The sequence below is a fragment of the Erythrobacter sp. S43 genome (assembly GCF_057364955.1).
Window position 1 is genome coordinate 1,585,345 of sequence record NZ_CP200285.1, and the last position, 25,028, is coordinate 1,610,372.

29 protein-coding genes are annotated in these 25,028 nt (G+C 58.8%); 20 read left to right on the plus strand and 9 right to left on the minus strand.

All coding sequences use genetic code 11. The features are described from left to right. Positions 1-193 precede the first annotated feature (193 nt). Positions 194-844 carry a YqaA family protein gene (locus AC0V6K_RS07755; protein ID WP_472621008.1) on the plus strand — a complete coding sequence of 217 codons (651 nt, stop codon included), beginning with the start codon at positions 194-196 and terminating at the stop codon, positions 842-844. Here AC0V6K_RS07755 and AC0V6K_RS07760 read toward each other — a convergent pair. Continuing rightward, the gene (locus AC0V6K_RS07760; RefSeq protein WP_472621010.1) at positions 841-1,476 is read right to left on the minus strand and encodes a Crp/Fnr family transcriptional regulator; all 636 of its coding nucleotides are present in this window, start codon (positions 1,474-1,476) and stop codon (positions 841-843) included. The genes AC0V6K_RS07755 and AC0V6K_RS07760 overlap by 4 nt on opposite strands. Positions 1,477-1,570: 94 nt before the next feature. Between AC0V6K_RS07760 and AC0V6K_RS07765 the strand changes: the two genes are divergently transcribed. Beyond that, positions 1,571-2,410, plus strand: a complete 840-nt coding sequence (locus AC0V6K_RS07765; RefSeq protein WP_472621012.1) for a sterol desaturase family protein — start codon at positions 1,571-1,573, stop codon at positions 2,408-2,410. 67 nt (positions 2,411-2,477) lie between these two features. Here the strand turns inward: AC0V6K_RS07765 and AC0V6K_RS07770 are convergent, their stop codons facing one another. The 4 genes from AC0V6K_RS07770 to AC0V6K_RS07785 form a co-directional block, all read right to left on the minus strand. Next, positions 2,478-3,938 (minus strand): Ig-like domain-containing protein, encoded by a 1,461-nt coding sequence (locus AC0V6K_RS07770; protein ID WP_486172599.1) that lies wholly within the window; start codon positions 3,936-3,938, stop codon positions 2,478-2,480. A gap of 76 nt (positions 3,939-4,014) precedes the next feature. Continuing rightward, entirely contained in the window at positions 4,015-5,244 is a 1,230-nt protein-coding gene (gene spt / locus AC0V6K_RS07775) for a serine palmitoyltransferase (RefSeq protein WP_472621016.1), read from the minus strand. Between the two features lie 13 nt (positions 5,245-5,257). Beyond that, on the minus strand, positions 5,258-5,500 hold the full coding sequence (locus AC0V6K_RS07780; protein WP_472621018.1) for an acyl carrier protein: 243 nt from the start codon (positions 5,498-5,500) through the stop codon (positions 5,258-5,260). A 92-nt stretch (positions 5,501-5,592) separates the two neighbouring features. Further along, a complete protein-coding gene (locus AC0V6K_RS07785; RefSeq protein ID WP_472621020.1) occupies positions 5,593-5,961 on the minus strand; it encodes a response regulator in 369 nt (122 codons plus the stop codon). A gap of 106 nt (positions 5,962-6,067) precedes the next feature. Between AC0V6K_RS07785 and AC0V6K_RS07790 the strand changes: the two genes are divergently transcribed. Genes AC0V6K_RS07790 through AC0V6K_RS07810 form a run of 5 tightly spaced genes read left to right on the plus strand, consistent with a single transcriptional unit; the run spans position 6,068 to position 9,241 of the window. Further along, positions 6,068-6,301 carry a DUF3572 family protein gene (locus AC0V6K_RS07790; RefSeq protein ID WP_486172691.1) on the plus strand — a complete coding sequence of 78 codons (234 nt, stop codon included), beginning with the start codon at positions 6,068-6,070 and terminating at the stop codon, positions 6,299-6,301. After that, positions 6,298-6,918, plus strand: a complete 621-nt coding sequence (locus AC0V6K_RS07795) for an HAD family hydrolase (RefSeq protein ID WP_472621024.1) — start codon at positions 6,298-6,300, stop codon at positions 6,916-6,918. Before AC0V6K_RS07790 ends, AC0V6K_RS07795 begins: the two co-directional genes overlap by 4 nt. A gap of 5 nt (positions 6,919-6,923) precedes the next feature. Next, positions 6,924-7,376, plus strand: coding sequence for a RidA family protein (locus AC0V6K_RS07800; RefSeq protein ID WP_472621026.1), 453 nt, complete (start codon positions 6,924-6,926; stop codon positions 7,374-7,376). Then, positions 7,377-8,105 (plus strand): glycerophosphodiester phosphodiesterase family protein, encoded by a 729-nt coding sequence (locus tag AC0V6K_RS07805; protein ID WP_472621028.1) that lies wholly within the window; start codon positions 7,377-7,379, stop codon positions 8,103-8,105. After that, positions 8,102-9,241, plus strand: a complete 1,140-nt coding sequence (locus AC0V6K_RS07810) for a GNAT family N-acetyltransferase (RefSeq protein WP_472621030.1) — start codon at positions 8,102-8,104, stop codon at positions 9,239-9,241. The genes AC0V6K_RS07805 and AC0V6K_RS07810 overlap by 4 nt, the downstream gene beginning before the upstream one ends. A 25-nt stretch (positions 9,242-9,266) precedes the next feature. Here AC0V6K_RS07810 and AC0V6K_RS07815 read toward each other — a convergent pair whose 3' ends face one another. Continuing rightward, positions 9,267-9,596, minus strand: a complete 330-nt coding sequence (locus AC0V6K_RS07815) for an SEL1-like repeat protein (RefSeq protein ID WP_472621032.1) — start codon at positions 9,594-9,596, stop codon at positions 9,267-9,269. A 308-nt stretch (positions 9,597-9,904) separates the two neighbouring features. Here AC0V6K_RS07815 and dksA point away from each other — a divergent pair, with 308 nt between their 5' ends. The 8 genes from dksA to AC0V6K_RS07855 all read left to right on the plus strand — a co-directional run bounded on the left by dksA (position 9,905) and on the right by AC0V6K_RS07855 (position 16,060). Continuing rightward, a complete protein-coding gene (gene dksA / locus AC0V6K_RS07820) occupies positions 9,905-10,363 on the plus strand; it encodes an RNA polymerase-binding protein DksA (RefSeq protein WP_472621034.1) in 459 nt (152 codons plus the stop codon). Between the two features lie 177 nt (positions 10,364-10,540). After that, a complete protein-coding gene (locus AC0V6K_RS07825) occupies positions 10,541-10,918 on the plus strand; it encodes a PilZ domain-containing protein (protein WP_472621036.1) in 378 nt (125 codons plus the stop codon). Between the two features lie 89 nt (positions 10,919-11,007). Continuing rightward, on the plus strand, positions 11,008-12,456 hold the full coding sequence (locus tag AC0V6K_RS07830; protein WP_472621038.1) for an ABC transporter substrate-binding protein: 1,449 nt from the start codon (positions 11,008-11,010) through the stop codon (positions 12,454-12,456). Between the two features lie 19 nt (positions 12,457-12,475). Then, positions 12,476-12,892 carry a DUF4112 domain-containing protein gene (locus AC0V6K_RS07835; RefSeq protein ID WP_486172600.1) on the plus strand — a complete coding sequence of 139 codons (417 nt, stop codon included), beginning with the start codon at positions 12,476-12,478 and terminating at the stop codon, positions 12,890-12,892. Positions 12,893-12,927: 35 nt separating this feature from the next. Further along, positions 12,928-13,719 (plus strand): tryptophan 2,3-dioxygenase, encoded by a 792-nt coding sequence (locus tag AC0V6K_RS07840; RefSeq protein WP_472621040.1) that lies wholly within the window; start codon positions 12,928-12,930, stop codon positions 13,717-13,719. Next, positions 13,716-14,348: an arylformamidase gene (kynB, locus tag AC0V6K_RS07845; protein ID WP_472621042.1), complete on the plus strand. Its 633-nt coding sequence runs from the start codon at positions 13,716-13,718 to the stop codon at positions 14,346-14,348. The genes AC0V6K_RS07840 and kynB overlap by 4 nt, the downstream gene beginning before the upstream one ends. Further along, positions 14,341-15,558 carry a kynureninase gene (gene kynU, locus AC0V6K_RS07850; RefSeq protein WP_472621044.1) on the plus strand — a complete coding sequence of 406 codons (1,218 nt, stop codon included), beginning with the start codon at positions 14,341-14,343 and terminating at the stop codon, positions 15,556-15,558. The genes kynB and kynU overlap by 8 nt, the downstream gene beginning before the upstream one ends. A gap of 172 nt (positions 15,559-15,730) precedes the next feature. Beyond that, positions 15,731-16,060, plus strand: coding sequence for a hypothetical protein (locus tag AC0V6K_RS07855; RefSeq protein WP_472621046.1), 330 nt, complete (start codon positions 15,731-15,733; stop codon positions 16,058-16,060). 18 nt (positions 16,061-16,078) lie between these two features. On the opposite strand, the gene AC0V6K_RS07860 is transcribed toward AC0V6K_RS07855, so the two are convergent. Then, positions 16,079-16,687 (minus strand): HNH endonuclease, encoded by a 609-nt coding sequence (locus tag AC0V6K_RS07860; RefSeq protein WP_472621048.1) that lies wholly within the window; start codon positions 16,685-16,687, stop codon positions 16,079-16,081. A gap of 144 nt (positions 16,688-16,831) precedes the next feature. Between AC0V6K_RS07860 and gluQRS the strand changes: the two genes are divergently transcribed. The 4 genes from gluQRS (at position 16,832) to AC0V6K_RS07880 (ending at position 19,440) form a co-directional block, all read left to right on the plus strand. Then, positions 16,832-17,650: a tRNA glutamyl-Q(34) synthetase GluQRS gene (gluQRS, locus tag AC0V6K_RS07865; RefSeq protein WP_472626075.1), complete on the plus strand. Its 819-nt coding sequence runs from the start codon at positions 16,832-16,834 to the stop codon at positions 17,648-17,650. A 25-nt stretch (positions 17,651-17,675) separates the two neighbouring features. Beyond that, positions 17,676-17,921, plus strand: coding sequence for a hypothetical protein (locus AC0V6K_RS07870; RefSeq protein ID WP_472621050.1), 246 nt, complete (start codon positions 17,676-17,678; stop codon positions 17,919-17,921). A 9-nt stretch (positions 17,922-17,930) separates the two neighbouring features. After that, positions 17,931-18,506: a cob(I)yrinic acid a,c-diamide adenosyltransferase gene (locus tag AC0V6K_RS07875; protein ID WP_472621052.1), complete on the plus strand. Its 576-nt coding sequence runs from the start codon at positions 17,931-17,933 to the stop codon at positions 18,504-18,506. A 64-nt stretch (positions 18,507-18,570) separates the two neighbouring features. Next, the gene (locus AC0V6K_RS07880) at positions 18,571-19,440 is read left to right on the plus strand and encodes a 3-hydroxyacyl-CoA dehydrogenase NAD-binding domain-containing protein (protein ID WP_472621054.1); all 870 of its coding nucleotides are present in this window, start codon (positions 18,571-18,573) and stop codon (positions 19,438-19,440) included. Positions 19,441-19,473: 33 nt separating this feature from the next. Here AC0V6K_RS07880 and AC0V6K_RS07885 read toward each other — a convergent pair whose 3' ends face one another. Further along, positions 19,474-19,941, minus strand: coding sequence for a hypothetical protein (locus AC0V6K_RS07885; protein ID WP_472621056.1), 468 nt, complete (start codon positions 19,939-19,941; stop codon positions 19,474-19,476). Positions 19,942-19,965: 24 nt separating this feature from the next. Further along, entirely contained in the window at positions 19,966-22,596 is a 2,631-nt protein-coding gene (mutS, locus tag AC0V6K_RS07890; RefSeq protein WP_472621058.1) for a DNA mismatch repair protein MutS, read from the minus strand. 135 nt (positions 22,597-22,731) lie between these two features. On the opposite strand from mutS, the gene AC0V6K_RS07895 reads away from it, so the two are divergent. Continuing rightward, positions 22,732-24,996: an NADP-dependent malic enzyme gene (locus tag AC0V6K_RS07895; RefSeq protein WP_472621060.1), complete on the plus strand. Its 2,265-nt coding sequence runs from the start codon at positions 22,732-22,734 to the stop codon at positions 24,994-24,996. Positions 24,997-25,028: the final 32 nt, after the last annotated feature.

The following is a 25,028-nucleotide window of genomic DNA, read 5'->3' on the forward strand; positions in this document are numbered from 1 at the left end:
GCAGCGCTCCGTGGTGGAGGCTGCCTGCCAATGGTCGTTTGGGCGAATCGCTATTTTGCGACGATGCCCAAGTAGTACCATTTAGCGTGACAATGTCAACAGAAAAGTACCATATGGGTTAGATAATCATGCTTGCACCTCGGCAGGGGGTGGCTTAGGCGCGCTTCGATCAATTCTCGGAGAAACGCATTCCATGAAGTGGCTTAGAGCTCTGTACAACTGGACGATGGACAAGGCTGCACACCCGCATGCGGTGTGGTGGCTCGCGTTCTTCTGCTTCATCGAATCAAGCTTCTTCCCCATCCCGCCGCACCCTCTGTTGGGCCTGATGTGTCTGGCTGAGCCGAAGAAAGCGCTGCGCTTTGCTACCGTTGCGACACTCTTTTCAGTCGCGGGTGGTCTGTTCGGTTATGCAATCGGCTTCTTCCTATACGAAGCAATCGGTGCGTGGGTGATTGGCATCCTCGGCCTGACCGAGAGCTTCCCGGTCGCTGCATGCTACATCCGCGAACAGGGCGCGATGGCGGTGTTTTTTGCGGCGGGCACACCAGTGCCTTTCAAGCTGATGACGATCACCGCCGGGTTTATCGAGATGAACCTACTGACCTTCACGCTCGCTGCGCTCGCTGGCCGGGCGTTGATATTCATGGTTGTCGGCGTACTGTTCCAGGTCTTTGGCGCGCCGATCAAAGCGATTATCGACAAGTATCTCGGCTGGGTCACTACGGCGTTCGTGGTTCTGGTCGTTGGCGGATTCATCGCGTTTACGCAGCTCGCAGGCGGTGATGGCGAAGCAGGAGAATCCAACGCCTGCGATTCAGCGACCGAGGTGCGCGGCGCCTAGGCGCTGGCAGCAAGCTCAAGGCCTTTCAGATCAAGCACGTCGATCCCGCCATATCTTCGGCGGATAAACTCCTGCGCTTCATACTCACGAAGCGCCGAGTTTACGGTCATTCGGCTCAGGCCGAGCAGTTCGGCAAGTTCGCTTTGTGATACGCGGATCGTGGCTGACTCTTCGTTGCTTCTTGCGAGCGAGACAAGCAGACCAGCCACACGCGGTGCCGCCGATCCGCTACGGATGCCTGTGGTGATGTCGAGCACTTCCTGAAGTTGCACCGACAATGCGCCAAGGAGCGAACGCATGGCCTTTGGGTTCTCTTCAAGCGCGGCTTCGAACGCCGCATCGCGAACAAAGCGTAGACGACACGCACTGCGCGCGACTGCGTCGACCACTCGAGGACGGTCAGCAAACATCGCCAGCTCACCCCAGGAATCGCCCGGCCCGAGCACAGCCACAGCGCGAAATTCGCCATCACGCAGATATTGGCCGACAGCCACTGAACCCGCCGCAATCAACCAGAAGCCCGTCGCCTTCTCACCGCGCTGCTGAATGATCTGGCCTGCGTCAAAGCTGCGCTCCGGGGCAGATGCGCTAAGCTGCTCCTGCAAAGTCTCGGGCAGGGTCGCAAACATCATCGGCGCCGAAAGGGATCGAGCGGAAGAATGTAAGATATTTGGCATTCTATGGAGGGAATACTGGGTAGGCCATCGCACGTCAAAGGAGACGACTATGCCCACCTACTCGATCGTGATCCTTGCCATATATCTCGGCTTCGGGCTGCTTGAGCTGTGGCGGTCCAATCTGTTTTCAAAGGGTGAGCAGACCCGCGATGACGGTATCGTCGAGGCGGTCAGCATGGCCACGCTTCTGGTCGTGACGCAGCCGATGATCCTGTTTCTCTCGTTCTCAGTCATGAGCGCAGTCGCGCCGCAATGGTCGGAAGCCCTTTCTGAAATCCATGTCCTTGCCGCGATTGCGTTGTTCCTCGTTCTTGACGACATGACGCAATATTGGTGGCACCGTGCGAGCCACAGCTTTGCCTGGCTTTATAATCTGCACCGCGCGCACCACAATGCCCGCTATATGTCGATGCGGCTCGTCTACCGGAACAACCTGTTTTATTATGCGATGATGCCGGGCCTGTGGTTCTCGGGCGCGCTGATCTATCTTGGCCTTGGGTGGGTCTATGCGGGATATATCGTGGTCAAGATGACGGTAATTATCGGCGCGCATAGCGACGTTGCGTGGGACAAGCCGCTTTATCAGATCAAGTGGCTCTCACCAATCATGTGGGTGGTGGAACGCACTATCTCGACGCCTTCCACGCACCACGCGCATCATGGCCGCCACGCGGATGATCCGGCGACCAACTACAAGGGCAATTACGGAAACCTGCTGTTCTTTTGGGACGTGCTTTTCGGCACGGCGAAGATCACCCGGGCCTATCCCGAAAGCTACGGCGTCGAGAACCTCGCGCCCGCTACACTTGGCCAGCAATTGATGTGGCCGGTCTTTCCTGAAAACAAGGCTGACAAGGATACCGATCAGGCCGCAATTGACGCTGCCTGATCGATAGGCGGTCGGGGTAAGGAGAGGCCCCGGCCGCCAACTCTCGCGATCCCGACCTCGCGTCCGATCAAGCCTGATCGACCCGGAAGACCTCGCCGTCTGAATCGAGAATGTATATCGTGCCGTTGCTGTCGGCGACGATCTCTACGATGCCGTCCAAGGAGCCTTCATCGGGAAGAAAGTCCTCGGTGCGAAGCTCGATATCAGCCGCAAAGTGTAAGAACCCGTCGGTCAGGACACTGATGGGAATGGACCAAATTGATCCATCGGTGTCACCAAAGACGAGCTGCCCATCAATCCCGGCGATTGCCCCGGAATACGTCGCGCCCATGACAATGCCTGCCCCTTCGAACTGACCCGTCCCAACCGGATAAACGAGCGACGGTCCGATAAGAGGGGTGGGCGCACCGGATTGGAGTGTTTGGTCACCTTCAAGAAAAGGCCACCCGAAATTGAGAGGACGGGCATTAATCGGGAAAAGGTTTAGTTCGTGCGCGACGCTTGAACCTCGGTCGGCAAGTGCAAAATTGCCATCAATCAACGCCATTCCGCCCGGCGATTGAATGCCTTTTCCAATCTCCTCGCCATCGAAATTGCGGGTCGATGCGCCACTGCCGGGGATCATCCTAAACAGCTTGCCAAATCCGTTCTCCGCAGGGGGAACGCTAAGTTGCGCGACAGTTCCCCCCGGATCGCCCAGCGCGGCGTAGCCTTCACGATTGCCGTCAAAGAATATCTGTCCACTGACATCTCGACCATCGCCAACGGCAAGGTTTGCGTTTTCGTTGACCCCATTTGTGACGGGCCTCGACAATCCTACGCTTACGCCATTGGCGAACATACCGATCAATCCAGGGTAGCCAGAGCTTCTGGGGCCCCAAGAGATGTCAAGCATTCGAACCGAGGGATCGAGCGGACCGAAAGGAAAGAAATCTGCCGCGTTGGGCGGAGTATCGGTCGCAGAACGGGTGCCCTCGAACTGGACGAAAGTCCCATTGCGCATGCCAACAATGATCTCTTGGGCAGTCTGACCAGTCGCAGCCATACCGACTGGGTCGCTTAGGCCCGTGAGGATGCGCGTTACCGCTATACCCTCACGCTCGTTTGTGACTGTGATCGTGACATCCTGCGATACTCTTCCACCGCGTCCGTCATCAGCCTGCACCGTAAGCTCGTAAGCGTTGTCGCGATTGGCGTCGGCGAAAGCGTCGAAGTTTGGGCTTTCAACAAAAGACAGAGTGCCACCCGAGAGCGCGAACAACGCCGAATCCGCCCCGCCGGAAATAGTGAAAGTCACCGCATCACCGTCCGCATCGCTCGCGGTGATGGTGAGCACGCTACCAGAGGAGTTCTCGGCCACCGAAGCACTTGCCGTCGATGTAATCTGCGGCGCGTTGTTGGCAGGGGGAGCGGGTGTAGGTGACGGCGTGGGGCTCCCGTCGCCGCCCCCGCAGCCAGACACAATCAACAAAGTGGCGGAAAGGACCGCGCTCATGGCGAGGCGCGAGGGAGCAAGCTTTATCGGCATAGGGGATAGACCTCTCAACTTAGACGTTGAGAGGACTATCCGGAGAAAACTGGAAAGTTCCAGCAAAAATAGCGCTTTAGGAAATAATTCCCACAGCCTTGCCAGCGTTCTCGAACATCTTGAGGATGGTCTGCACTTCCTCGGCCGAATGCTCGGCGCACAGCGAGCAGCGCAGCAGCGTCATGCCAGCTGGTGTTGCGGGAGGTCGCGCGAGGTTGACGTAGAGGCCTTCCTTAAGGAGCGCTTCCCACATCATCGCCCCGCGTTGCAGATCGGGCATGATCACCGCGACGATGGCGCTCTGTGCCTCAGGTGTGCCGATCTCAAAGCCGAGATCGCGTAAGCCTTTGTGCAGTATCTTCGAGTTTTCCCAGAGATGCGCGCGCTTGTTCGCGCCGTGCATCAGCTTGCGGATCGAGGTCGCTGCGGTCGCCACCACGCTGGGCGGCAGCGATGCGGTGAAGACATAGGGGCGACAGACAAGCCGCATGATGTCAAACTTGGGATGGTTGGAAACGCAGAAGCCGCCGACGGTGCCGACGCTTTTAGAGAAGGTTCCGATGATGAAGTCGCAGTCATCAATGATGCCCTGCTCTTCGCAAACACCGCGTCCGTTCTCTCCGATAAAGCCCATCGAGTGTGCTTCATCGACCAGCACCATCGCGCCGTATTTCTTGGCGATAGCGACCATTTCCTTGAGCGGCGCGACATCGCCCATCATCGAATAGACGCCTTCAAGCACAACAAGCTTGCCCGCATCTTCCGGAATACGCCGCAGGCGCTTTTCCATGGCTTCGATATCGTTGTGGCGGAACGGCACGATCTCGGCATTGCCCATCGCGCAGCCATCGTAAATCGAGGCATGGCTATCGATGTCCAACACGACGTAATCGCCCTTACCTGCGATGGTCGAGATGATGCCGAGGTTCGCCTGATAGCCGGTGGAAAAGACCATTGCGTGGTCCATTCCATAAAATTCCTTCAGAGCGTCCTCGCACTCTTTGTGGCCCTGATACGTGCCATTGAGAACGCGGCTGCCAGTGGTGCCGGAGCCGTAATTCTCCAGCGCATCTTTACCTGCTTCGAGCACGTCCGGATCGAACGTCATGCCCATATAATTGTATGTGCCGAGCAGGATCGTGTCGCGCCCGTTGCAAATCGCGCGGGTAGGCGAGAGCACCTTTTCCATCACGAGGTTGTACGGATCTTCGACTCCGCTCGCGAGCAATGTCTCGCGGGTTTCGATGATCGGATCGAATTTGGAAAAGAGATCGCCCTTGGCGGGCGCGGTAGCGGTATCGGTCATGAAAAGGCCTTTATCAGCTATCCTGAAGCTTATGCACCGCAGCGACCAGCTGGCCATAATTTTCGATTTCGGCCTGCTGGTTCATGCTGATGATGACATCGAATTCGTCTTCGATCTCCGCGACGAAATCCATCACGGTGAGGCTGTCGAATTCAAGATCGTTGGCAAACGTGGTGCCGTCCTCAATCGTCACGCCCTTCTTGTTGAAGGGTTCGATGAGGTCGCGAATACGTTTGTCGACTTCTGCGCTGTCCATAGGTTTTGCGCTCTCTTTCTCATGTCTGTGCGAGCTGCGAATTAGCCGCCTAAATGGCCCTCTGCGCTCGGTTCTGCAAGCAAAGCTTCGTCTCAGGCTTCCACAAGCTCTTTTACCGCGCTCATGAAAGGGCTGATTGAAACCGGCTTTGCTAGATATCCGGAAGCACCCGCCGCGCGGATGCGTTCTTCGTCACCTTTTGCTGCAAAAGCTGTCACGGCGAGCACAGGAATGCTGCGAAGGAACACGTCCTTCTTCGCTGCCTGGATCAGGTCAACGCCCGATACGCCGGGCAGCTGGATGTCCATAATAATGAGATCGGGCAGTTTGTTGCGCGCTGTCTCAAGCACCGTCTCGCCATCGGCGACCGGCTCAACATCAAACCCGTTGGCTTTTAAAACATCGCAGAACAATTTCCGGTTGAGGTCGTTATCCTCGACAACCATGATCCGTTTTGTCACATCGCGCCCCTAAACATTTAGCCCTGACTAACCCTGTAAGAAAGCTCTCACAATCCCGCATTCGCACAACCATGATGATGAAGGCACCGGTGATGGTGCCTCGACACTGGCGCTTGCCGCGCTCGGCTGGGTGCTGGAGGATGGCGAAAGGGCGGAGCGATACCTTGAATTGACGGGCCTTGATCCCGATTCATTGAGGCAAGGGCTCGATAATCCCGCCGTGCTGTGTTCGGCGCTGGATTTTCTGGCCAATCATGAACCCGATCTGATCCGTGCAGCCGAAGCGATGGCTGTCACCCCTGAAGAATTGATCGCCGCAAGGCAGGAGTTATCCGCATGAGCCGCCCACTTGTTATCAGCGATTGCGACGAGGTGATCCTGCACATGGTCGTTCCGTTCAAGGAGTGGCTGGAGGAAAGTCAGGGCGTCAATTTCCGCATGGAAGGCGGTAATTTCGCGCAGGCCCTGAGCTGGCAGGAAAGCGGCGATTTCCTTGAGCCGATGGAGGTCTGGAAAATGCTTGGCCGGTTCTTCGATACCGAGATGGAGCGGCAAAATCCGATCGCAAACGCGGTGGAGTCGATTAACACGCTCGCTGAACAAGCCGATGTCGTGATCCTCACCAACCTAGTCGACAAACGCCGCGACCACCGCGCTGAGCAACTCGCAGCGCATGGAATCCATGCCGAGGTCTACACCAATCAGGGCCCCAAAGGCCCCGCGCTGCAGCGCATTATCGAGGAGCACGCGCCCAGCCGCGCGCTGTTTATCGACGATCTGGCACAGCACCACATGTCTGTTTTTGAAACCACGCCCGACGTTGTGCGATTGCATATGTGCGGAGAGCCGATGATCGCGGGCGATATTGATTGCGCACACAAGGCTGGTCATGCCGATGCCCGGATCGACCTTTGGTCTGATGCGCTGCCGTGGTTGTTGGATCGTTTGGAGGGGTAATTCTGATGAGTATCGAAACACGTCTTGAAGAATTGGGCATCACACTGCCCGAAGCCGCTGCACCGGTTGCGAGCTATGTCCCGCTTGTCGAACAGGGGGGCATGGCGTTTGTTTCTGGCCAACTGCCGTTCAAAGACGGCGCGGTCATCACCGGACGGCTGGGCGAGGATGTGTCGCTGGATGACGGCATGGCCGCCGCGCGCGCTTGCGGCATGATGATTCTCGCACAGCTGAAAGCTGCGGGCCTGCTCGAGCGGGTCGAGCGGGTTGTGAAGCTGGGCGCATTTGTCAGCTCGACCACCGATTTCACCGATCAGCCCAAGGTTGCCAATGGAGCGTCAGACCTGATGTTCGAAGTGTTCGGCGAGAAAGGCCGTCATTCGCGTGCAGCTGTCGGTGTGCCGGTGCTTCCACTGGGCGCTGCGGTTGAAGTCGACGCGATCATCGCGCTGTCGTAGATGGGCAGACGCATCGTCCCTGACTGGCTGACGCGCTGGGAATATGCCCATCGCGGCCTGCATAGGGATGGCGTTCCAGAAAATTCGCTCGCCGGGGCTGAGGGTGCGATTGCGGCGGGCCTGGGTATTGAATGCGATATCCAGCGCAGCCGCGATGGCGCGCCGATGATCTTCCACGACTGGGACCTCGCGCGCCTGACCGGAGAGCAAGGCGTGACCTCCGACCGCGATGCTGCCGACCTTGAGAAGTTGCGATATGTGGATAGCGATCAGAGACCCGCAACGCTGAAGCAGCTGCTCGACCTGATCGACAAGCGCGTGCCTCTGCTGGTCGAGATCAAGTCCAAGCCCGGATACGATGTCGAGCTGACCTGCCAAGCGGTCGCTGCCGAAGTCGCTGAGTATTCGGGCGACTATGCGGTGATGAGCTTTGATCCGCGTGTCGCCCGCTGGTTCCGGCGCAATCAACCGCATATATGCGCGGGGCTTGTGATGCGTGAGGATGATCACGGTTTCACGCAAAAGGCATGGCAGCGGCGGCTCGCGTTCTGGATCGCAAAGCCTGACTTTCTTGCCTACCACATCGCCGCATTGCCGAGCTCATGGGTGGCCAAATTGCGCGCCAAGGGCATGCCAATTCTGACATGGACGGTGAATTCTCCTGAAACTCGGCGGCGCGCTCTGGAATGCACCGATGCCTTGATCAGCGAAGGCGAGGGGCTGGCGTGAGCGAAAGCGAGCTCACCGTTCGGCTTGCGCCCGGCGTCGGCGAGTTTGATGCCGACCAATGGAATGCGCTGGGTGGCAATCGAAACCCGTTCGTCTCCCATGAATTCCTAACCGCACTCGAGGATTCCGGCAGTGTCGGTGAAGGGACCGGCTGGGAGCCAGCGCCTATCGTCGTTACAGACGCCCAAGATCGTCTGCTCGCCGCGATGCCGAGTTACGCCAAGGGTCACAGCCAAGGCGAATATGTGTTCGATCACAGCTGGGCCGATGCGCTGCATCGCGCGGGTCGCAGTTATTTTCCCAAGCTCCAGATCGCAGCGCCCTTCACGCCCGCCAATGGTCCGCGCCTGCTTCTTTCAGATGAGGCGCTTGCTCCATCGCTGCTAAAGGGCGCCGAAGTCGTCTGCGAGCAGAACGGCCTATCAAGCGCACATGCCACCTTTATCGAGCCGCAACAGCGCCCTCTGTTTGAGGAGAACGGTTGGCTCCTTCGCAGTGATATCCAGTTCCACTGGCGCAATCGCAGCTATAGCACTTTTGATGATTTCCTCGATGACCTTGCCTCGCGCAAACGCAAGAATTTGCGGAAAGAGCGCGAGGCGGCGCAAGCCTCGGTGCGGATCGTGCGCCTTTCTGGGGATGATATCAAACCAGAGCATTGGGATGCGTTCTGGATCTTCTATCAGGACACCGGCGCGCGAAAGTGGGGGACGCCTTACCTGACCCGCGAAGCATTTACTCTTTTGGGGGAGCGGATGGCGGATAGCATGGTGCTGATCCTTGCCTTCGCTGATGACACTCCCATCGCCGGTGCGCTCAATTTCATCGGCGAAGAGGCGCTCTATGGCCGGTATTGGGGATGCACGCAGGAGGTGAAATTCCTGCATTTCGAACTGTGTTATTACCAAGCAATCGACATTGCGATTGAGCTAGGCTTGTCGCGGGTCGAAGCTGGTGCGCAGGGCGGGCACAAACTGGCGCGGGGATATGAGCCGGTCGAAACCGTCTCAGCACACTGGATCGCTGATCCCGGTTTCCGCGCCGCTGTCGCGGACTTCCTTGAGCGGGAACGCGAAGGCGTCGCCACCGATCAGCTCTATCTCGACGAAAAGACTCCGTTCAAGAAGGGCGGATAGCCCCGACCAGAAGTTCGATACCCGGTCAGGCTGCATTGCGGCGTTCCTCGGCCAGCCACTGGCGCGCACGGCGCTGGGCTTCGGCGATTTCACGGGCAGTCATCTCGTCAGAGATATCAGCGCGGCAAAAGCCGGCTTCTTCATGGCCGCGCGATGCAGCGATGTTGAACCATTTGTGCGCTTCGATCAGATCGCACGGTGCGCCATTGCTACCGGTCGAAAACGTCACGCCAAGATCAAAAGTGGCCGCAACATCGCCTTGTGCAGCGGCAGCCAGCCATTTTGCCACGACCAGATCGTATTCAGCCGGATCCACAATCTCATTGGCAGTGCCGTCAATCGCTTTGAGTTCCATTTCTCAATTCCCCTTTCGGTGCGTTGTCTGCCCCCCTTGGCGACCGCGCACCGACACACCTCAACAATCGTGGTCAATAAAAGGTTAACGCCGACACGATTTTCTTAAGGGTTTGCCGATCCGATTGAGGAATATGCGTCATTTTAAGGCGGGTTTGTTCATCCTGTGCAAAGCGACTTGTGCCTAAGAAATCGCGCGCCTATAGGCCGCGCATCACTTCGACTTGCGAGGGGCAAGTAGGCTTTTGAAAGCCACCGCACGCTGGAATGGACGGTCCCGCGCGAGGTGTATGGGATTATGAGGACCACATGGCGACAGCTGCGTCTGACGAAACTGACATTCTCGCAAAAGCCAAGAGCATATTGCCGCCGGATTATGTGCCGAGCGATGACGAAGAGTATATGAATGAGCGTCATCAGCAGTACTTTCGTGTCCTGCTGATCGAATGGAAGCGTTCGATTCATACGGCTGCGGACCAAACTCTGCAGTCACTTCAAGACGGTCCTATTCGCGAGGCCGACCTTAACGACCGCGCTTCGAGCGAAACCGACTGGGGTATCGAACTGCGCACCCGTGATCGTCAGCGCAAACTCATCTCCAAAATTGATTCGGCGCTGCGTCGTATCGATCAGGGTGAATATGGCTATTGCGAGGTCACAGGTGACCCGATTGGCCTGCGTCGATTGATCGCACGTCCCGTGGCAACCATGACCGTTGAAGCGCAAGAGGCGCATGAACGCCGGGAAAAAATCTCGCGCGACGACTGACCTTTCAGTCCATTTTACATTTTGTTCCACTATGGGACGCATGTCTGCGAAGGCGGCCGACCGGCCACTTTATTAACGGCTCGTTAGCCGAGTTTTCGTAGCTCCTGAATCCACGGGCGCCAAAGGTGGGTTCACCGCTGCTGAATTCAGCGGTATTACAAAGGAGTAAGTGCCAAAATGTCGGGTGTTGAGACACGGAGCGTATCTCGCGATAGCTTGTTTCTGCTTGCGAACATTCGCGTAGAGCAGGGCGAAGAGACGCATCGGGTTCGCGTACGCAATCTGTCTGACGGTGGTATGATGGCCGAAGGCACCCTGCGCGTGCAGCGTGGCAATCGTTTTCATATAGAGCTTCGCAATATTGCACCGGTGGCCGGGAGTGTGGCGTGGGTTCAAGACGACCGATTTGGTATCGCCTTTGATGAAGAGATCGATTCTCAGGTGGCGCGTCGCCCTTCGCAACAGGAAGACGGTGACAGCGCTGACAGCGCTCGGCTTTCCTATGCGCATCGCGCTCCGACCCAGTCAGCTCCAAAGAACCTTCGCAAAGTATAAAAGAGAGCGGTTGCCCGCTTACCATTGCGCGCCAAGCTGCTAGACAAGCTGGCGTGAAGCGATTTTTCCTGCCTTTTCTATGTTGCGCGTTGGCCGCTTGCGGTTCCGCGGGCGACGATGGCCCCGTAGCTGTCGCAGTCATCGGCACTCCCGCTTCGCTGTTTGATGAGGGTATCCGTTTATCGCCAGCTGCGCAGCATTTGCGCGCGGCAACGACCGAGGGGCTGGTCGCGCTTGACCCGTCCGGTCAGGTTATCCCGGCTCTTGCCGAGCGGTGGATCGTTACCGATGACGGATTGAGCTACATTTTCCGGCTGCGAATGTCGGATTGGCCGGATGGCGAAGAGATAACAGCGGAACAGGTGCGCACGCTGCTGCGCGATGCGATTGCGGCCACTTCGGGAACATCTCTTGGTCTTGATTTGGGCAAAGTGTCCGAAGTCCGTGCGATGACAGGTCGTGTGGTCGAAATCCGGTTGACCAGTCCAATGCCGCAGTTTTTACAGCTTCTCGCCCAGCCAGAGCTAGGACTTTCTAAGGAAGACGAGGCAGCAGGTCCGATGGTCCTGTCTCGGGAAGATACCTCAACGACAGCGCTCTTGACTGCATTACCGCCTGAGGCGCGCGGCCTGCCGCCGCTGAGAGAGGAAGACGAGGCGGCAGAGCGAATATCGATCGAAGCCATGCCAGCAGGGCGAGCCATCGATGCCTTTACAAGTGGTGGCGTCGATCTTGTGTTGAATGGCCGGCTGGCCAGCTTCCCGCAGGTTGAGCTCGGCCCGCTATCGCGAGGCACAATTCAGCTTGATCCAGCGCAGGGCTTGTTCGGCTTAGCATTCAAGAATTCCAAAGGATTGCTGGCTGAATCATCGCGCCGTGAAGCACTTTCTATGGCAATCAATCGCGGCGAATTGTTGCAGCGTTTTGCGCTGGACGGGTGGCAACCCAACACCTGGATCGCCCCCTCACAGTTTTTTGTCCAGATTGAGATTGAGCAAGATCGATGGAGCGGGCTGAGCTTTGATGAGCGGGTCGGCATTGCACGCCGACGGATTGCGCAATGGCGCTCCGATCCGGGTCTGGATGCAACGATCGAGGGGCCTGCGCGGATCAGTGTTTCGATGCCGTCCGGGCCTGGAAGCGATATTCTCTTCGAGCAATTGCAAAGCGATTGGCGTGCCATTGGCGTAAGCGCCTATCGCGCCGAGCCAGGCGAGGCCGCCGATCTGGAATTGGTAGACCGCCTTGCCCGATATTCCTCTCCACGCTGGTTTTTGAACCAGTTCCATTGCTCGCTTCGACGGGGTCTCTGCTCAAGAGAAGCTGATGAGATTATTGAAGAATCTCTCGGCGTTTTGGACCTCGCCGAGAAGGAGCAATTGCTGGCTGATGCACAGGCTGCGATGACGGAAGAAGAGGTATTTATCCCTCTTGGCGCGCCTATTCGGTGGTCGCTCGTGCGTGGTGCCGTGTCGGGCTATGCGCCTAACCCGTGGGGCCTTCACCCCTTGTTCCCAATGTCTCAGCCCCCCACATAGGAACGGTAAGGAGACGAACGTGGATAGCCGCAAACCGGCGGAATTGCCTCAGATTACGCTTTCGACCGGCACCGATCCGGCCAGCATCCGCGCGCGGGTCGAGACATTGGAAATGCTTCTTGAGCGGAGTTTCCGTATTCCGGGCGTGAATGTTCCGGTGGGTCTCGACGCGATCATCGGCCTTGTCCCGATCATAGGCGATCTCGTTACAACGGCCCTTGGTGCTTACATGGTATGGGAAGCGCGTAATCTGAACATGCCCAAATGGAAGCTGTGGCGCATGGGCGGCAATGTCGCATTCGATACCGTTCTGGGCCTGGTTCCAATCGTAGGCGATGCGGCTGACTTTGTGTTCCGCTCCAACACGCGCAACCTCAAGATCATCAAAAAGCATCTCGACAAACATCATCCCGAGACGCGTGTAATCGAGGGGTAGTTTCCCTTACGTCTCATGCGCGCTAGAGGCTCCGCATGGCACAAGACGTTACGTATTCCAGCTATCTCGATTTGAGCCGCATTCTCGAAGCGCAGCACCCGTCTTCGGACGCGCATGACGAGATGCTGTTTATCGTTGTGCATCAAGCCAGTGAGCTGTGGCTCAAATTGTGTTTGCACGAATTGACCGCTGCGCGCGAATGTATCGAGCGTGATGATTTGCGCCCTGCATTCAAGATGTTGGCACGGGTCGCGCGGGCGCAGCAGCAGCTGATCCAGAGCTGGGATGTGCTCAGCACTATGACCCCGCATGACTATTCCAAAATCCGCCCGTTTCTGGGTGCGTCGAGTGGGTTTCAGTCGGCGCAATATCGTATGATGGAATTCATGCTGGGCGGCCGCGACGCCAAGCACATTCGCCTGCACGCCGAGAACGCGGATTGGTCGCAGCGGTTGGAAGCGGAAACGCAGCGAGCGAGCCTTTATGATGCGGCGATTTCTCTACTGGCGCGCAGGGGGTTGAAGATCGATGACAAGGCGTCCGATCGCGACCCCAAGGCGTCTTACGAACACAATCCCAGCGTCGAGGCAGCATGGGCCGAGATTTATCAGGATCCGCACACCCATTGGGACTTGTATGAGCTCGCCGAAAAGCTCGTTGACCTCGAATACCACTTCCAGCGCTGGCGTTTCGGACACCTCAAGACCGTGGAGCGGATTATTGGCTTCAAACGCGGGACAGGCGGGACCCCGGGCGTGCCGTATCTGGCCGGTGTTTTGAAGCAGGCGTTCTTTCCCGAGCTGCTCAGCGTGCGGACCGCGATATGAAACGGCGCATCTGGGATATCTCGCAAAAGTTGCGTTCGGGCCTGCCTGTGTGGCCGGGTGATACGGCGTTCCAGCACGCGCGGACGTGGCAGATGGACGAAGGTTCGCCGGTCAATGTCTCCGCGCTAACCCTCTCCACGCATACCGGCGCGCATGCCGATGCGCCGCTGCATTACAGCGAGACCGCGCCCGATATCGCTGGCGTCGGGCTGGACCCATATCTAGGCGAGTGCGTGGTGGTGGATGCGCGGCAAAGCGGGGCTCTGATCGAAGTGGATGATTTAGCCGAAATCGCCCTCGCCGAGCGCGTGTTGTTCCGGACCTTCGATGCCTTCCCGCACGATGCGTGGGTCGAGAATACCAAGGCCATTGCTCCGGCGACCATAGACTGGCTGGCAGAACGAGGGGTCAAATTGGTCGGGCTGGATGGCCCGTCGATTGATCCGCAAAGCTCCAAGACCATGGACGCGCACAAAGCAGTTTTGCGCTATGATATGCGCGTGTTGGAAGGGCTGGTGCTCGATGATGTACCAGCGGGGCGATATGAATTGATCGCCTTGCCGCTGCCGATTGAGGGCGGGGATGCCTCACCTGTGCGAGCCATTTTGCGGGAGTTGGCCAATGCTTGATCGTGCGAAAGAACTCGACGCCGCCGATCCACTGGGCATCTATCGCGATCGGTTCCACGTGCCCGAGGGTGTGATTTACCTCGATGGCAACTCGCTAGGATGCCTGCCGAAGGCGACGCCTGCTGCGATGGCTCGGGTGGTCGAACAGGAATGGGGCGAAGGGCTGATCCGCTCTTGGAATGACGCAGACTGGTTCGAAATGGGCGCGCGCGTTGGCGGGAAGATCGCGCCGCTGGTGGGTGCTCAGCCGCATGAGGTGATCGCGACCGACACGGTCAGCACCAATCTGTTCAAACTGATTTCTGCAGCCCTCGCGATGCGTCCGGGACGCAAGGTTGTTCTTTCCGAACCCGGCAACTTCCCGACCGATATCTACATGATCGAGGGGCTCGACCGACAGGGCCTCGCCAAGCGCCGCCTCGCCCCGCGCGAGACAATGGTCGACGCGCTGGACGAAGATGTCGCGCTGCTGATGCTTACCCATGCGCATTACAAAACCGGCGAAGTGTTCGACATGGCCGCGCTAACCAAAGCGGCGCATGATGCGGGCGCGCTAGTCCTCTGGGACCTTTCGCACAGCACCGGTGCGTTGCCGGTCGACCTCAACGGTGTGAACGCCGATTTCGCCACCGGTTGTGGGTATAAATACCTGAACGGCGGCCCCGGCGCGCCAGCCTTCGCCTTTGTCGCCGAGCGACATCACGCGGACCTAAAACAACCGCTCACCGGCTGGTTCGGCCATGCGCGCCCGTTTGCCTTCTCGGACGATTACGAGGCTGCTCCCGGCATCGAGCAATTGCAGTGCGGCACCTCGCCGATCCTGGGCCTCGCCGCGCTGGAAGTGGGCGTGGATTTAATCGCCGAAATCGGCGTCGACCGGCTCTGGGAGAAGTCCAAGGGATTGTCCGAGTTCTTCCTCGAATGCGTCGAAGAACAAGGTCTCGAACTAGACCTCGTCAGCCCGCGTAACAGCGACAAACGCGGCAGCCAGCTCTCCTTCCGCCACGCAAACGCCTATGAAATCTCGCAAGCCCTGATCGCGCGCGGCGTCATCGGTGACTTCCGCGATCCCGATGTTTTGCGGCTGGGCTTTGCCCCTGCCTATCTGCGGTTCGAGGACATGACCGAAGCCGCGCGGCATCTGGCTGAAGTCATGCAAAGCGGCGAATGGCAGCGGGCAGAATTCAGCCAGCGGGCGGCGGTGACCTAAAGGCGTTTCGCTACAGAGTCTTAACCGGATTGCGCTATCGCCTTTGGCGAACGTGGAGCAATCGATGCATCGCACCTGTCTAAACTGTCACTCGACGGTCCTCGACGTGTTCGAACCGTGCCCAGAATGCGGGACGCGACCTACTGATCCCGCGATCAGGCAAGGGCCGAGCATGATCCAATACGATCGCCAGCGCGGAACTTACGAATTTCAGGCGTCGATCAAGGCGCGGGGCAAATCCGCCAGCGGACTGGAGCAAGACTTGCTCTATGACGTTCCTCAACTCTGGGGATCACAGGGACATTATGGCCCCGATCCCGGGATCGCGCTTGCCGAGATGCATCGCCAGAAAGTGCTGGCGAAAAACGATGGAGGTCTGGTCCCTGGCGTGAAGGCCAAAGGGAAGAGATCGCGCTTCGAAACTGCGATTATTCTGCTGGCTGTTGCAGTGGGAGTTTATGGAGCGGTGAGCCTAGCTGATTTGATATTGTTGCCTGGTTGACTGAGAAAAGCTGACCGATCAAGCTTCCAGCTCGATGTCCCAGTAAAGCCAATCGCGCCAAGTTTCGTGCAGGTAATTCGGCGGGAATTGCTTTCCGAACTGTTGCAATTGCCAGCTGGTCGGGCGGATCGGTTTCATCTGCACCGGCATCGCGGCTTGCTTGGGCGTGCGGCCGCCTTTTTTCATATTGCAAGGCGCGCAGGCGGTGATGATGTTCTCCCACGTCGTCTTCCCGCCAAGCCGGCGCGGAATAACGTGGTCGAAAGTCAGGTTTTCGCGATTACCGCAATACTGGCATTCGAACTTGTCACGCAGGAACACGTTGAAGCGGGTGAAGGCCGGGAACTCGCTTTGCTTCACATATTGCCGCAGCGCGATGACGCTTGGGATTTTCATGTCGAGGCTGGGCGAGTGAACGTGCCGGTCATAGCTCGCGACGATATCGACGCGGTCAAGGAACACCGCCTTGATTGCGGTTTGCCACGGCCAAAGCGAAAGCGGGTAATAGGAAAGCGGCGTATAATCCGCATTCAGCACAAGGGCTGGGCAGCCCGAAAGATTGCGCGTCGGGTCTTCTTCGACAGAGCGGAACTTGGCCGCCGTTTCTATCAACTCAGTCTTGAACACGCTTTGCGGCCCTCCTGATTGACTTGGAACATGACGTGACAGGTTCTTGAGTCAAACCCGTGACACTGTGCATATCCACAGGGATAAGTCTGTGGGTTCAACGTGGATGGTGCGGCCTGCGCGGCTGTGGCAAAGGTTTATGCGATGGAAACGGTCACCCGCTTTGCCCCCAGCCCCAATGGTTCGCTGCATCTGGGTCATGCCTATTCGGCCATCGTGGCGCATGATCTGGCACGTGAGGCAGGAGGTCGTTTTCTTTTCCGGATCGAGGATATTGACGGTGCCAGATCACGGCCCGAACTGGCCGATGAATTCCGGCGCGATCTCGAATGGCTTGGGCTGGAGTGGGAAGAGGTGGCGCCTCAATCCACACGCATCGCATCCTATGAAACGGCCTTCGCGACATTGCGAGAGGCTGGATTGGTTTACCCGTGCTGCTGCACCCGCAAGGACATCGAAGCGGCTGGGGCTGAGCAGGGACCGATGGGTGTGATCTATCCGGGAACGTGCAAAGGGCGCGATTTGCCTGATGACGCCCCGGTCCAATGGCGTCTGGATGTAACCAGTGCCGACAAGTCGGTTGGTCAGCTCAAATGGCATGACACGTTTGATGGTGTTGAGTTTTGCGATCCCTATCAGCTTGGCGATGTCGTGCTGTGGCGGCGTGATGAACCGGCAAGTTATCACTTGGCAGCCACTCTTGATGACGCGGCTGATGGTGTGACTTTGGTGACGAGAGGGCGCGATCTATTCGCGGCAACACATATCCATCGCCTGCTACAGGCGCTTTTCGACTTGCCCCTGCCAAACTATCATCATCACGAGCTGGTTCTGGATGATAACGGTGAAAAGCTGGCGAAACGGCGTGGTTCTGCGGCCTTGGCGGATCGGCGCGCGGCGGGCGAGGACGGTCTGATGCTTGCCGAGCAACTGCGGTTGCGAAAATTCTCGCTTGGAACTTGAGCCGAGACCATCCATTTGGACCAGTATGAACTACATTCTCATCCCTGTGCTCGTGGTGCTGTGCATCCTTGTCGTCGTCTCGCTGGTGCGCGGCGTCGTCGCGTTTCTGAAAACGACCAAGATCGACTTGGAAACCGGTGAGGGCGAAACCGTCACCGAGATGCAGAACATGCAGAACAAGGCGATGTTCGCGCGTATCAAGTATCAGGCCGCGGCGATTGCAGTGGTTGCGATCATCGCTGTGCTTGCTGGCGGCAGCGGCTCGAACTAACGCACATTCATGGTCAAACTGAACAAGATTTATACCCGCACGGGTGATGATGGCACGACGGGTCTGGTCGACGGCTCGCGCTGCCCCAAGCATTCGGCGCGCATCGCCGCGATCGGCGCGGTGGATGAGGCAAACAGCGCCATCGGCCTCGCCATCTGCGCGATCGAAGATGCTGGTGCTCGGGCGCTGCTGACCCGTGTGCAGAACGATATGTTTGACCTGGGCGCAGACCTTGCCACGCCATCCGAGGATGGCGATTTCGAGCCATCGGAAATGGTACTGCGGATTGTGCCAGCGCAGGCCGCGTGGATCGAAGGTCAGATCGACGCACTTAGCGAGAGGCTGGAGCCTCTGACCAGTTTCGTCCTTCCGGGTGGCAGCGAGGCGGCGGCGCGCGCTCACGTGGCCCGTGCGACCACTCGTGCGGCCGAGCGGGCAATGACAACGCTGGCGGATGAAACTTCGATCAATCCGGCGGCGCTCGCCTATATCAATCGCCTGTCGGATCTGCTGTTCGTCTTGTGCCGCGTGCTTAACGATGATGGCGCGGCGGACGTAAAGTGGGTTCCGGGCGCTAATCGCTAGTCAGACCCGAACTTCCCCGCTAGGGCAGCGCAAAATTGCTGCACTTGCGAAGGGAATCGCCACTATGCGGAACATTGCTGTCATCGGAGCCGGTCAGATGGGTACCGGCATTGCCCAAACGGTGGCGCAGCACGGCATGAATGTCATGCTGTCCGATGTGGACCTTGCCCGTGCCGAAGCCGGCAAGGCGGCGGTTGAAAAGGCGCTCGTCAAACTGATGGGCCGCGGCAAGATCGAAGCAGACGATGCCGAAAAGCTGCTCGCCCGCATCACGCCAGTTGCCGACTACGCGCCGATGGCAGAGGCTGACCTGATCATCGAAGCCGCGACCGAGCGCGAAGAGATCAAGAACGCGATTTTCGAAGCCGCAGGCAAAGTGTTGCGCGACGATGCTGTCATGGCGTCAAACACTAGCTCGATCCCGATCACCCGCATGGCGAACCACTCGCCCGATCCCGCGCGCTTTATCGGACTGCACTTCTTCAATCCGGTTCCTGTGATGGGTCTCATTGAAGTGATCCCCGGCCTCGCTACGGGTGAGAGCACGACGCAAGCCGTCACCGAATTTGCCAAGGGGTTGGGCAAGGAAGTCGTTCTGTCTCAGGACGAACCGGGTTTTGTCGTCAACCGTATCCTGCTGCCGATGATCAACGAGGCGGTGTTTGTGCTGGGCCAGTCAACGGCAGGCATCGAGGATATCGACAAAGGGTGTCGTCTCGGTCTCAATCACCCAATGGGCCCGCTTCAACTGGCCGACTTCGTGGGGCTGGATACCTGCCTCGACATCATCAATGTCCTCTATCAGACGACCAAAGACACCAAGTATCGCCCCGCGCCGCTGCTGGTGAAGTATGTCGAAGCGGGTTGGCTTGGGCGCAAAACGGGGCGCGGGTTTTACGACTACTCCGGAGAAGCTCCGGTTCCGACCAGATAGAAGAGCGCCTCGCGTTAGGCTGTTCGTATCGTTCTAGTAGTCGTAGTCTTCATCGTCATAGTCGTAGTCGAAATCGTCTTCAGCGTAATCGTCGTCGAAGCCGCGGCTGTCGTTTCCGCGGCCTTCTCGTTCATAGCCTGGGCCCTCATCGTCCTTCGCGCCAGTATGCCTTTGATTGCGATCCCGCTCTCTGGCTTTCTCTTCGCTGACTTCCTTTTTCTCGGTCTTTTCGCCGATTGAAGGCGAGGGGTCAAAGCCGCCAGTGTCGTCGATCAATGCTTCGTCAGCAGCAAACTCGATCTGCTCCTCGACGACTTCTTTTTCGTCTGGACCTTCCTTGTTCTCTGGCCCTTCTTCGACAATCTCCTGGAATGGAGGATTGTCGGACTGAGGCGCAGGACCGGACATACCGGACACCGCCGCAAAGCCAGCGGTTCCAACAACAACCGCGCCCGCAAAGCCGAGCGCGACCTTTTTGTTTTCGAACAGGATCTTAGTCATGCGCGCTTCTTTAGCGCGATGCGGTTAATTATTGGTGGAAGTGAGGTCGCGCTTAAGCTCATACAGCAGGTCGAGCGCCTCACGCGGAGACAGGGCGTCGAGATCGGCATCGCGCAGGCGCGCAGCGAGGAGGTCTTCTGCGGTTTCTTCTGGCTCCTCTTGAGCGGCGGCAGCAAATAGCGGCAATTCACCAAGTCCCGCTGCGATGCCACCGGTCTCTGCGCGCGCAGCCTCCAGCTTGGTCAACACCTGTTTGGCGCGCTTGACCACGTCAGGTGGCACACCCGCCAGCTTTGCGACAGCAAGGCCGTAGCTTTGGTCCGCAGACCCTTCGGCGAGCTCATGCAGCAACACCAGATCGCCTTTCCATTCGCGCGCACGGACATGGTGCAGCGAGAGCGCTTCGCAGGTCTCCGCGAGCCGCGCCAGCTCATGGTAATGGGTCGCAAACAAGCACCGGCAGGTGATATGCGAATGGACAGCCTCGACAATAGCCCATGCAAGCGCCAGCCCGTCATAGGTGGACGTGCCCCGACCGACTTCATCGAGGATAACGAAACTGCGTTCGGTCGCTTGGCTAAGGATAGCCGCGGTTTCGACCATTTCGACCATGAAGGTTGAGCGTCCGCGCGCGAGATTGTCCGAAGCACCAACGCGGCTGAACAAGCGATCGACCAATCCGATCTGCGCCGATTGCGCCGGTACGAAGCATCCGGCCTGCGCCATCAAGACAATCAGCGCATTTTGGCGAAGGAAGGTCGACTTACCGCCCATATTCGGGCCGCCGATCAGCCAAAGGCGGTTGTCCTGCGCGAGGCTGCAATCATTGGCAACAAAGCGGTCACCGGTCTTGGCCAATGCAGCCTCGACGACCGGATGACGGCCACCGACGATCGCGATATGGCCCGCTTTGGTCACATCCGGTCTGCACCATTCGCCTTCGCTTGCGCGTTCGGCGTTGCCCGCTGCCACATCCAATCTTGCCAATGCGGAAGCGGTGGCGGCGATGGCTTCGCGTGCGGCGATGACCTCGCCAACCAGCTCTTCAAAATGCGATTCCTCGGCGGCCAATGCCCGCCCGCCAGCTTCGGAAATCCGGCTGGCTTCTTCGTGGAGGCTCAGCGAATTGAACCGCACCGCGCCCTTCATGGTTTGGCGATGGGTAAAGCCGCTGTCTGCGTCCATGAACGGGTCTGCATGGCGGCTGGGCACTTCGATGAAATATCCGAGCACACCGTTATGCTTGATCTTCAGCGAGGAGACGCCGGTTTCTTCTCGGTAGCGTGCTTCCATTGCCGCGATGGCTCTGCGTGCGTTGCCCGAGACCTCGCGCAGCTCATCAAGGCTTGCGTCGTATCCGTCGGCTATAAACCCGCCATTGCCGCGCTCGGTCGGCGGTGAGGCGACGAGAGCACGCGCCAGCAGATCGGTCAGCGCGCCATGGCCGGTGAATTGCGGTTGCAGCCTATCGAGCAATGCTGGCCGATCACTCACAGTGGCCAGCCAGTCATGCAGACGCTGAGCCTCGCCCAATCCGTCGCGCACCTGCCCCAGATCGCGCGGAGAACCGCGCCCCGCCACAATGCGTCCTAATGCACGGCCGATGTCAGGCAGCGTGCGAAGTACTTCGCGCAGGTCAGCGCGTTCAACCGGGCGGTCATGCCAGAATTGCACCGTGGCAAGCCGGTCTTCGATTGTCTTTTGATCGAGAAGCGGCGCGGAAAGGTCCTCGGCCAACAGCCGTGAACCTGCCCCCGTCGAGCAACGATCCAGCGTCGCGATCAAGCTGCCGGAGCGACCGCCTTGCGAGCTTTCGAGAATTTCAAGGCTGCCGCGCGTCGCCTCATCCATCTCCATGCCGGATGCGCTTGCGCGCGCCACGGGTGGGAGCAGGAACGGCAACTGGCCGCGTCCGACATGGTCGAGATAGGCGATCAATCCGCCCGCTGCGGAAAGCATGGCACGAGAGAATGCGCCGAAACCGTTGAGGGTGGCGACCTCGTGCAGCTTCTTCAGCCTCGCCTCGCCCTCATCGCTGCCAAAGACGCTCGCCGCGTGGAAGGTGGCATCCTCTGGTCCGTGCGCCCAACCTTCTGGCACCACGACCTCGGTCGCATTGAGCCGAGCCAAAGCTGCGCCCAGCATGTTGGGCGCGCATTCCTCCAGAACCATCGCGCCAGTCGAGATGTCGCAGGCAGCAATCCCGATGGTTCCGCGCACTTCCGCCAAGGCAGCGAGCAGATTGGCGCGTTTTGGCTCAAGCAGCGCTTCTTCGGTCAGCGTGCCTGCGGTGACGAAGCGGACGATATCGCGCTTCACAAGTGCCTTGGACGAGGGCTTGCCTTCCGCTTTCGCGCGGGCCTTGGCCTCATCCGGCGTTTCGACCTGTTCGGCAATCGCCACACGCTCGCCCGATTTGATCAGCCGCGCGAGATACCCTTCCGCCGAATGCACTGGCACGCCGCACATGGGAACTGGCTCGCCGCCATGCTCCCCACGCGCGGTCAAAGCTATGTCGAGGATCGCCGCCGCACGGCGAGCATCGTCGAAAAAAAGCTCGAAGAAATCACCCATGCGATAAAACAGCAGCGAGTCGGGCGCTTCCTGCTTGAGCGCCAGATATTGCGCCATCATTGGGGTGACTTTTTCGCCCATTCGACCGGCCTACCCAGCGTTCCAGTGATTCGGAACGGGCGACCTTACGGTTTCCACCCGTTTTGACTCTATCGCTGGCGCGCCGCACAAGCTAAGCGGCGCAGCAACACCGATTTTCTGAAGAGGCGCCATCCGATGGCTGACGACAAGACCCCGTCTTTCACCACCCGCGAAGCACTGTTTTATCACGAGACGATCCGGCCCGGTAAGCTGGAGGTGGTCGCGACCAAGCCGATGACGTCGCAGCGCGATCTCAGCCTTGCCTATTCGCCCGGTGTTGCCGCTCCGGTCGAAGCGATTGCCGCCGATGCTGCGCTGGCTGCCCGTTACACTGCGCGCTCAAACATGGTGGCGGTGATTTCAAACGGCACCGCGATCCTTGGCCTCGGCAATCTCGGCGCGTTGGCCTCGAAGCCGGTGATGGAAGGTAAGGCGGTTCTGTTCAAACGCTTTGCTGACGTGGACTCGATCGACCTTGAACTGGCGACCGAGGACCCCGATGCCTTTATCGAAGCTGTGGCTCTCATGGAGCCGAGCTTCGGCGGTATCAACCTTGAGGACATCAAGGCCCCCGAGTGCTTCATCATCGAGCAGGCCCTGCGTGAGCGGATGAACATTCCGGTGATGCACGATGACCAGCACGGCACTGCGATCATTGCTGCCGCTGGCCTAATCAACGCCTGCCACCTGACGGGGCGCGAGCTCAAAGACTGCAAGATGGTCGTGAACGGCGCGGGCGCATCGGCGCTGGCCTGTACTGCCCTCATCAAAGCGATGGGCATTCCGCATGAGAATGTGATCGTCTGCGACCGCTCCGGCCCGATCACACCAGGCCGCGACAATGTCGATCAGTGGAAAAGCGCGCATGCCGTGGCGACCGATGCGAAGGATCTGGAAGAGGCGCTGGCGGGCGCTGACATCTTCCTTGGCCTTTCGGCTGCCGGGGCTCTGAAGCCCGAATGGGTAAAGAAGATGGCGGACAAGCCGATTATCTTCGCCATGGCCAACCCCGTACCGGAAATCATGCCCGACGAAGCCAAAGCTGTCCGCCCGGACGCGATCATCGCCACCGGCCGCAGCGACTTCCCGAACCAGGTGAACAATGTGTTGGGCTTCCCCTTCATTTTCCGCGGCGCGCTGGATGTCCAGGCGACTACTATCAACGAAGAGATGAAAATCGCCGCTGCGCAAGCGATCGCGGAGCTCGCGCGCAAAAGCGTGCCAGAAGAGGTGGCGAGCGCTTACGGCAAGAACCAGAAGTTCGGTACGGACTATATCATTCCTGCCCCATTCGATCCTCGCCTGATCGAAGTTGTATCTTCTGCTGTTGCTAAAGCCGCTATGGATTCTGGCGTCGCCCAGTCCAAGATTGATGATTTCGAACAATATGCCCACGAGCTGAAATCGCGCCTCAACCCGACAACTTCGGTGCTGACCGGTGTGTACGAGGACGCAAGGGCTAACCCCAAACGGATGGTGTTTGCGGAAGCCGAGGAAGAAGTGGTGCTTCGCGCCGCAATCCAGTTCCGCGATTTTGGCTATGGCACCCCGATCCTCGTTGGCCGCACCAAGGCCGTGCTCGACAAACTGCATCAGCTTTCGGTCAGCGATCCGGGCAGTTTCGAAATCCAGAACTCGGCGGATAGCGAGCATGTGCCCGCCATGGTCGACTACCTTTACAAGCGCCTGCAGCGCCGTGGTTACACCGAGCGTGACGTGCGCCGCATGGTCAATCAGGAGCGTAATGTCTTCGCCGCGCTGCTAGTTGCGCTGGGCCATGGTGATGGCGTAATCTCCGGCCTGACACGGACTTTCGCGCAGACGGCAAAAGAGATTAACCGCGTCCTCGATCCCAAGCCGGGCGCGCTGCCCTTCGGCATCCACGCGATGATTGGCAAGAACCACACCACTTTCCTTGCCGACACCACGATCAACGAGCGTCCAAGCGCGGAAGAACTCGCCCACATCGCCAAGGAAACCGCGGCGGTTGCGCGGCGCATGGGGCACGAACCGCGCGTCGCATTCCTGTCCTATTCCACATTCGGCAATCCGTCGGGCCAATGGCTCGCCAATATCCGCGATGCGGTGGCGCTGCTCGATGCCGATGACAGCGTGAACTTCGAGTATGAAGGCGAGATGGCGCCTGATGCAGCGCTGAACCCAAAGGTGATGGAGCTGTACCCATTTTGCCGTCTGTCAGCGCCCGCCAATGTCCTCATCATGCCGGGCCTTCAGTCGGCCAACCTTTCGGCCAAGATCCTGCGCGAGCTGGGTGACAACGCCACGATCGGTCCGATGCTGATCGGGATGGAGAAGCCGGTGCAGATTGTGCCGATGACAGCGATTGCGCCGGATGTATTGACGCTGGCGGTGCTGGCGAGTGCAGGGGTGGTTGGGTAAGTCCTCCGGAGTCACTTGCCGCACTCCCAGCG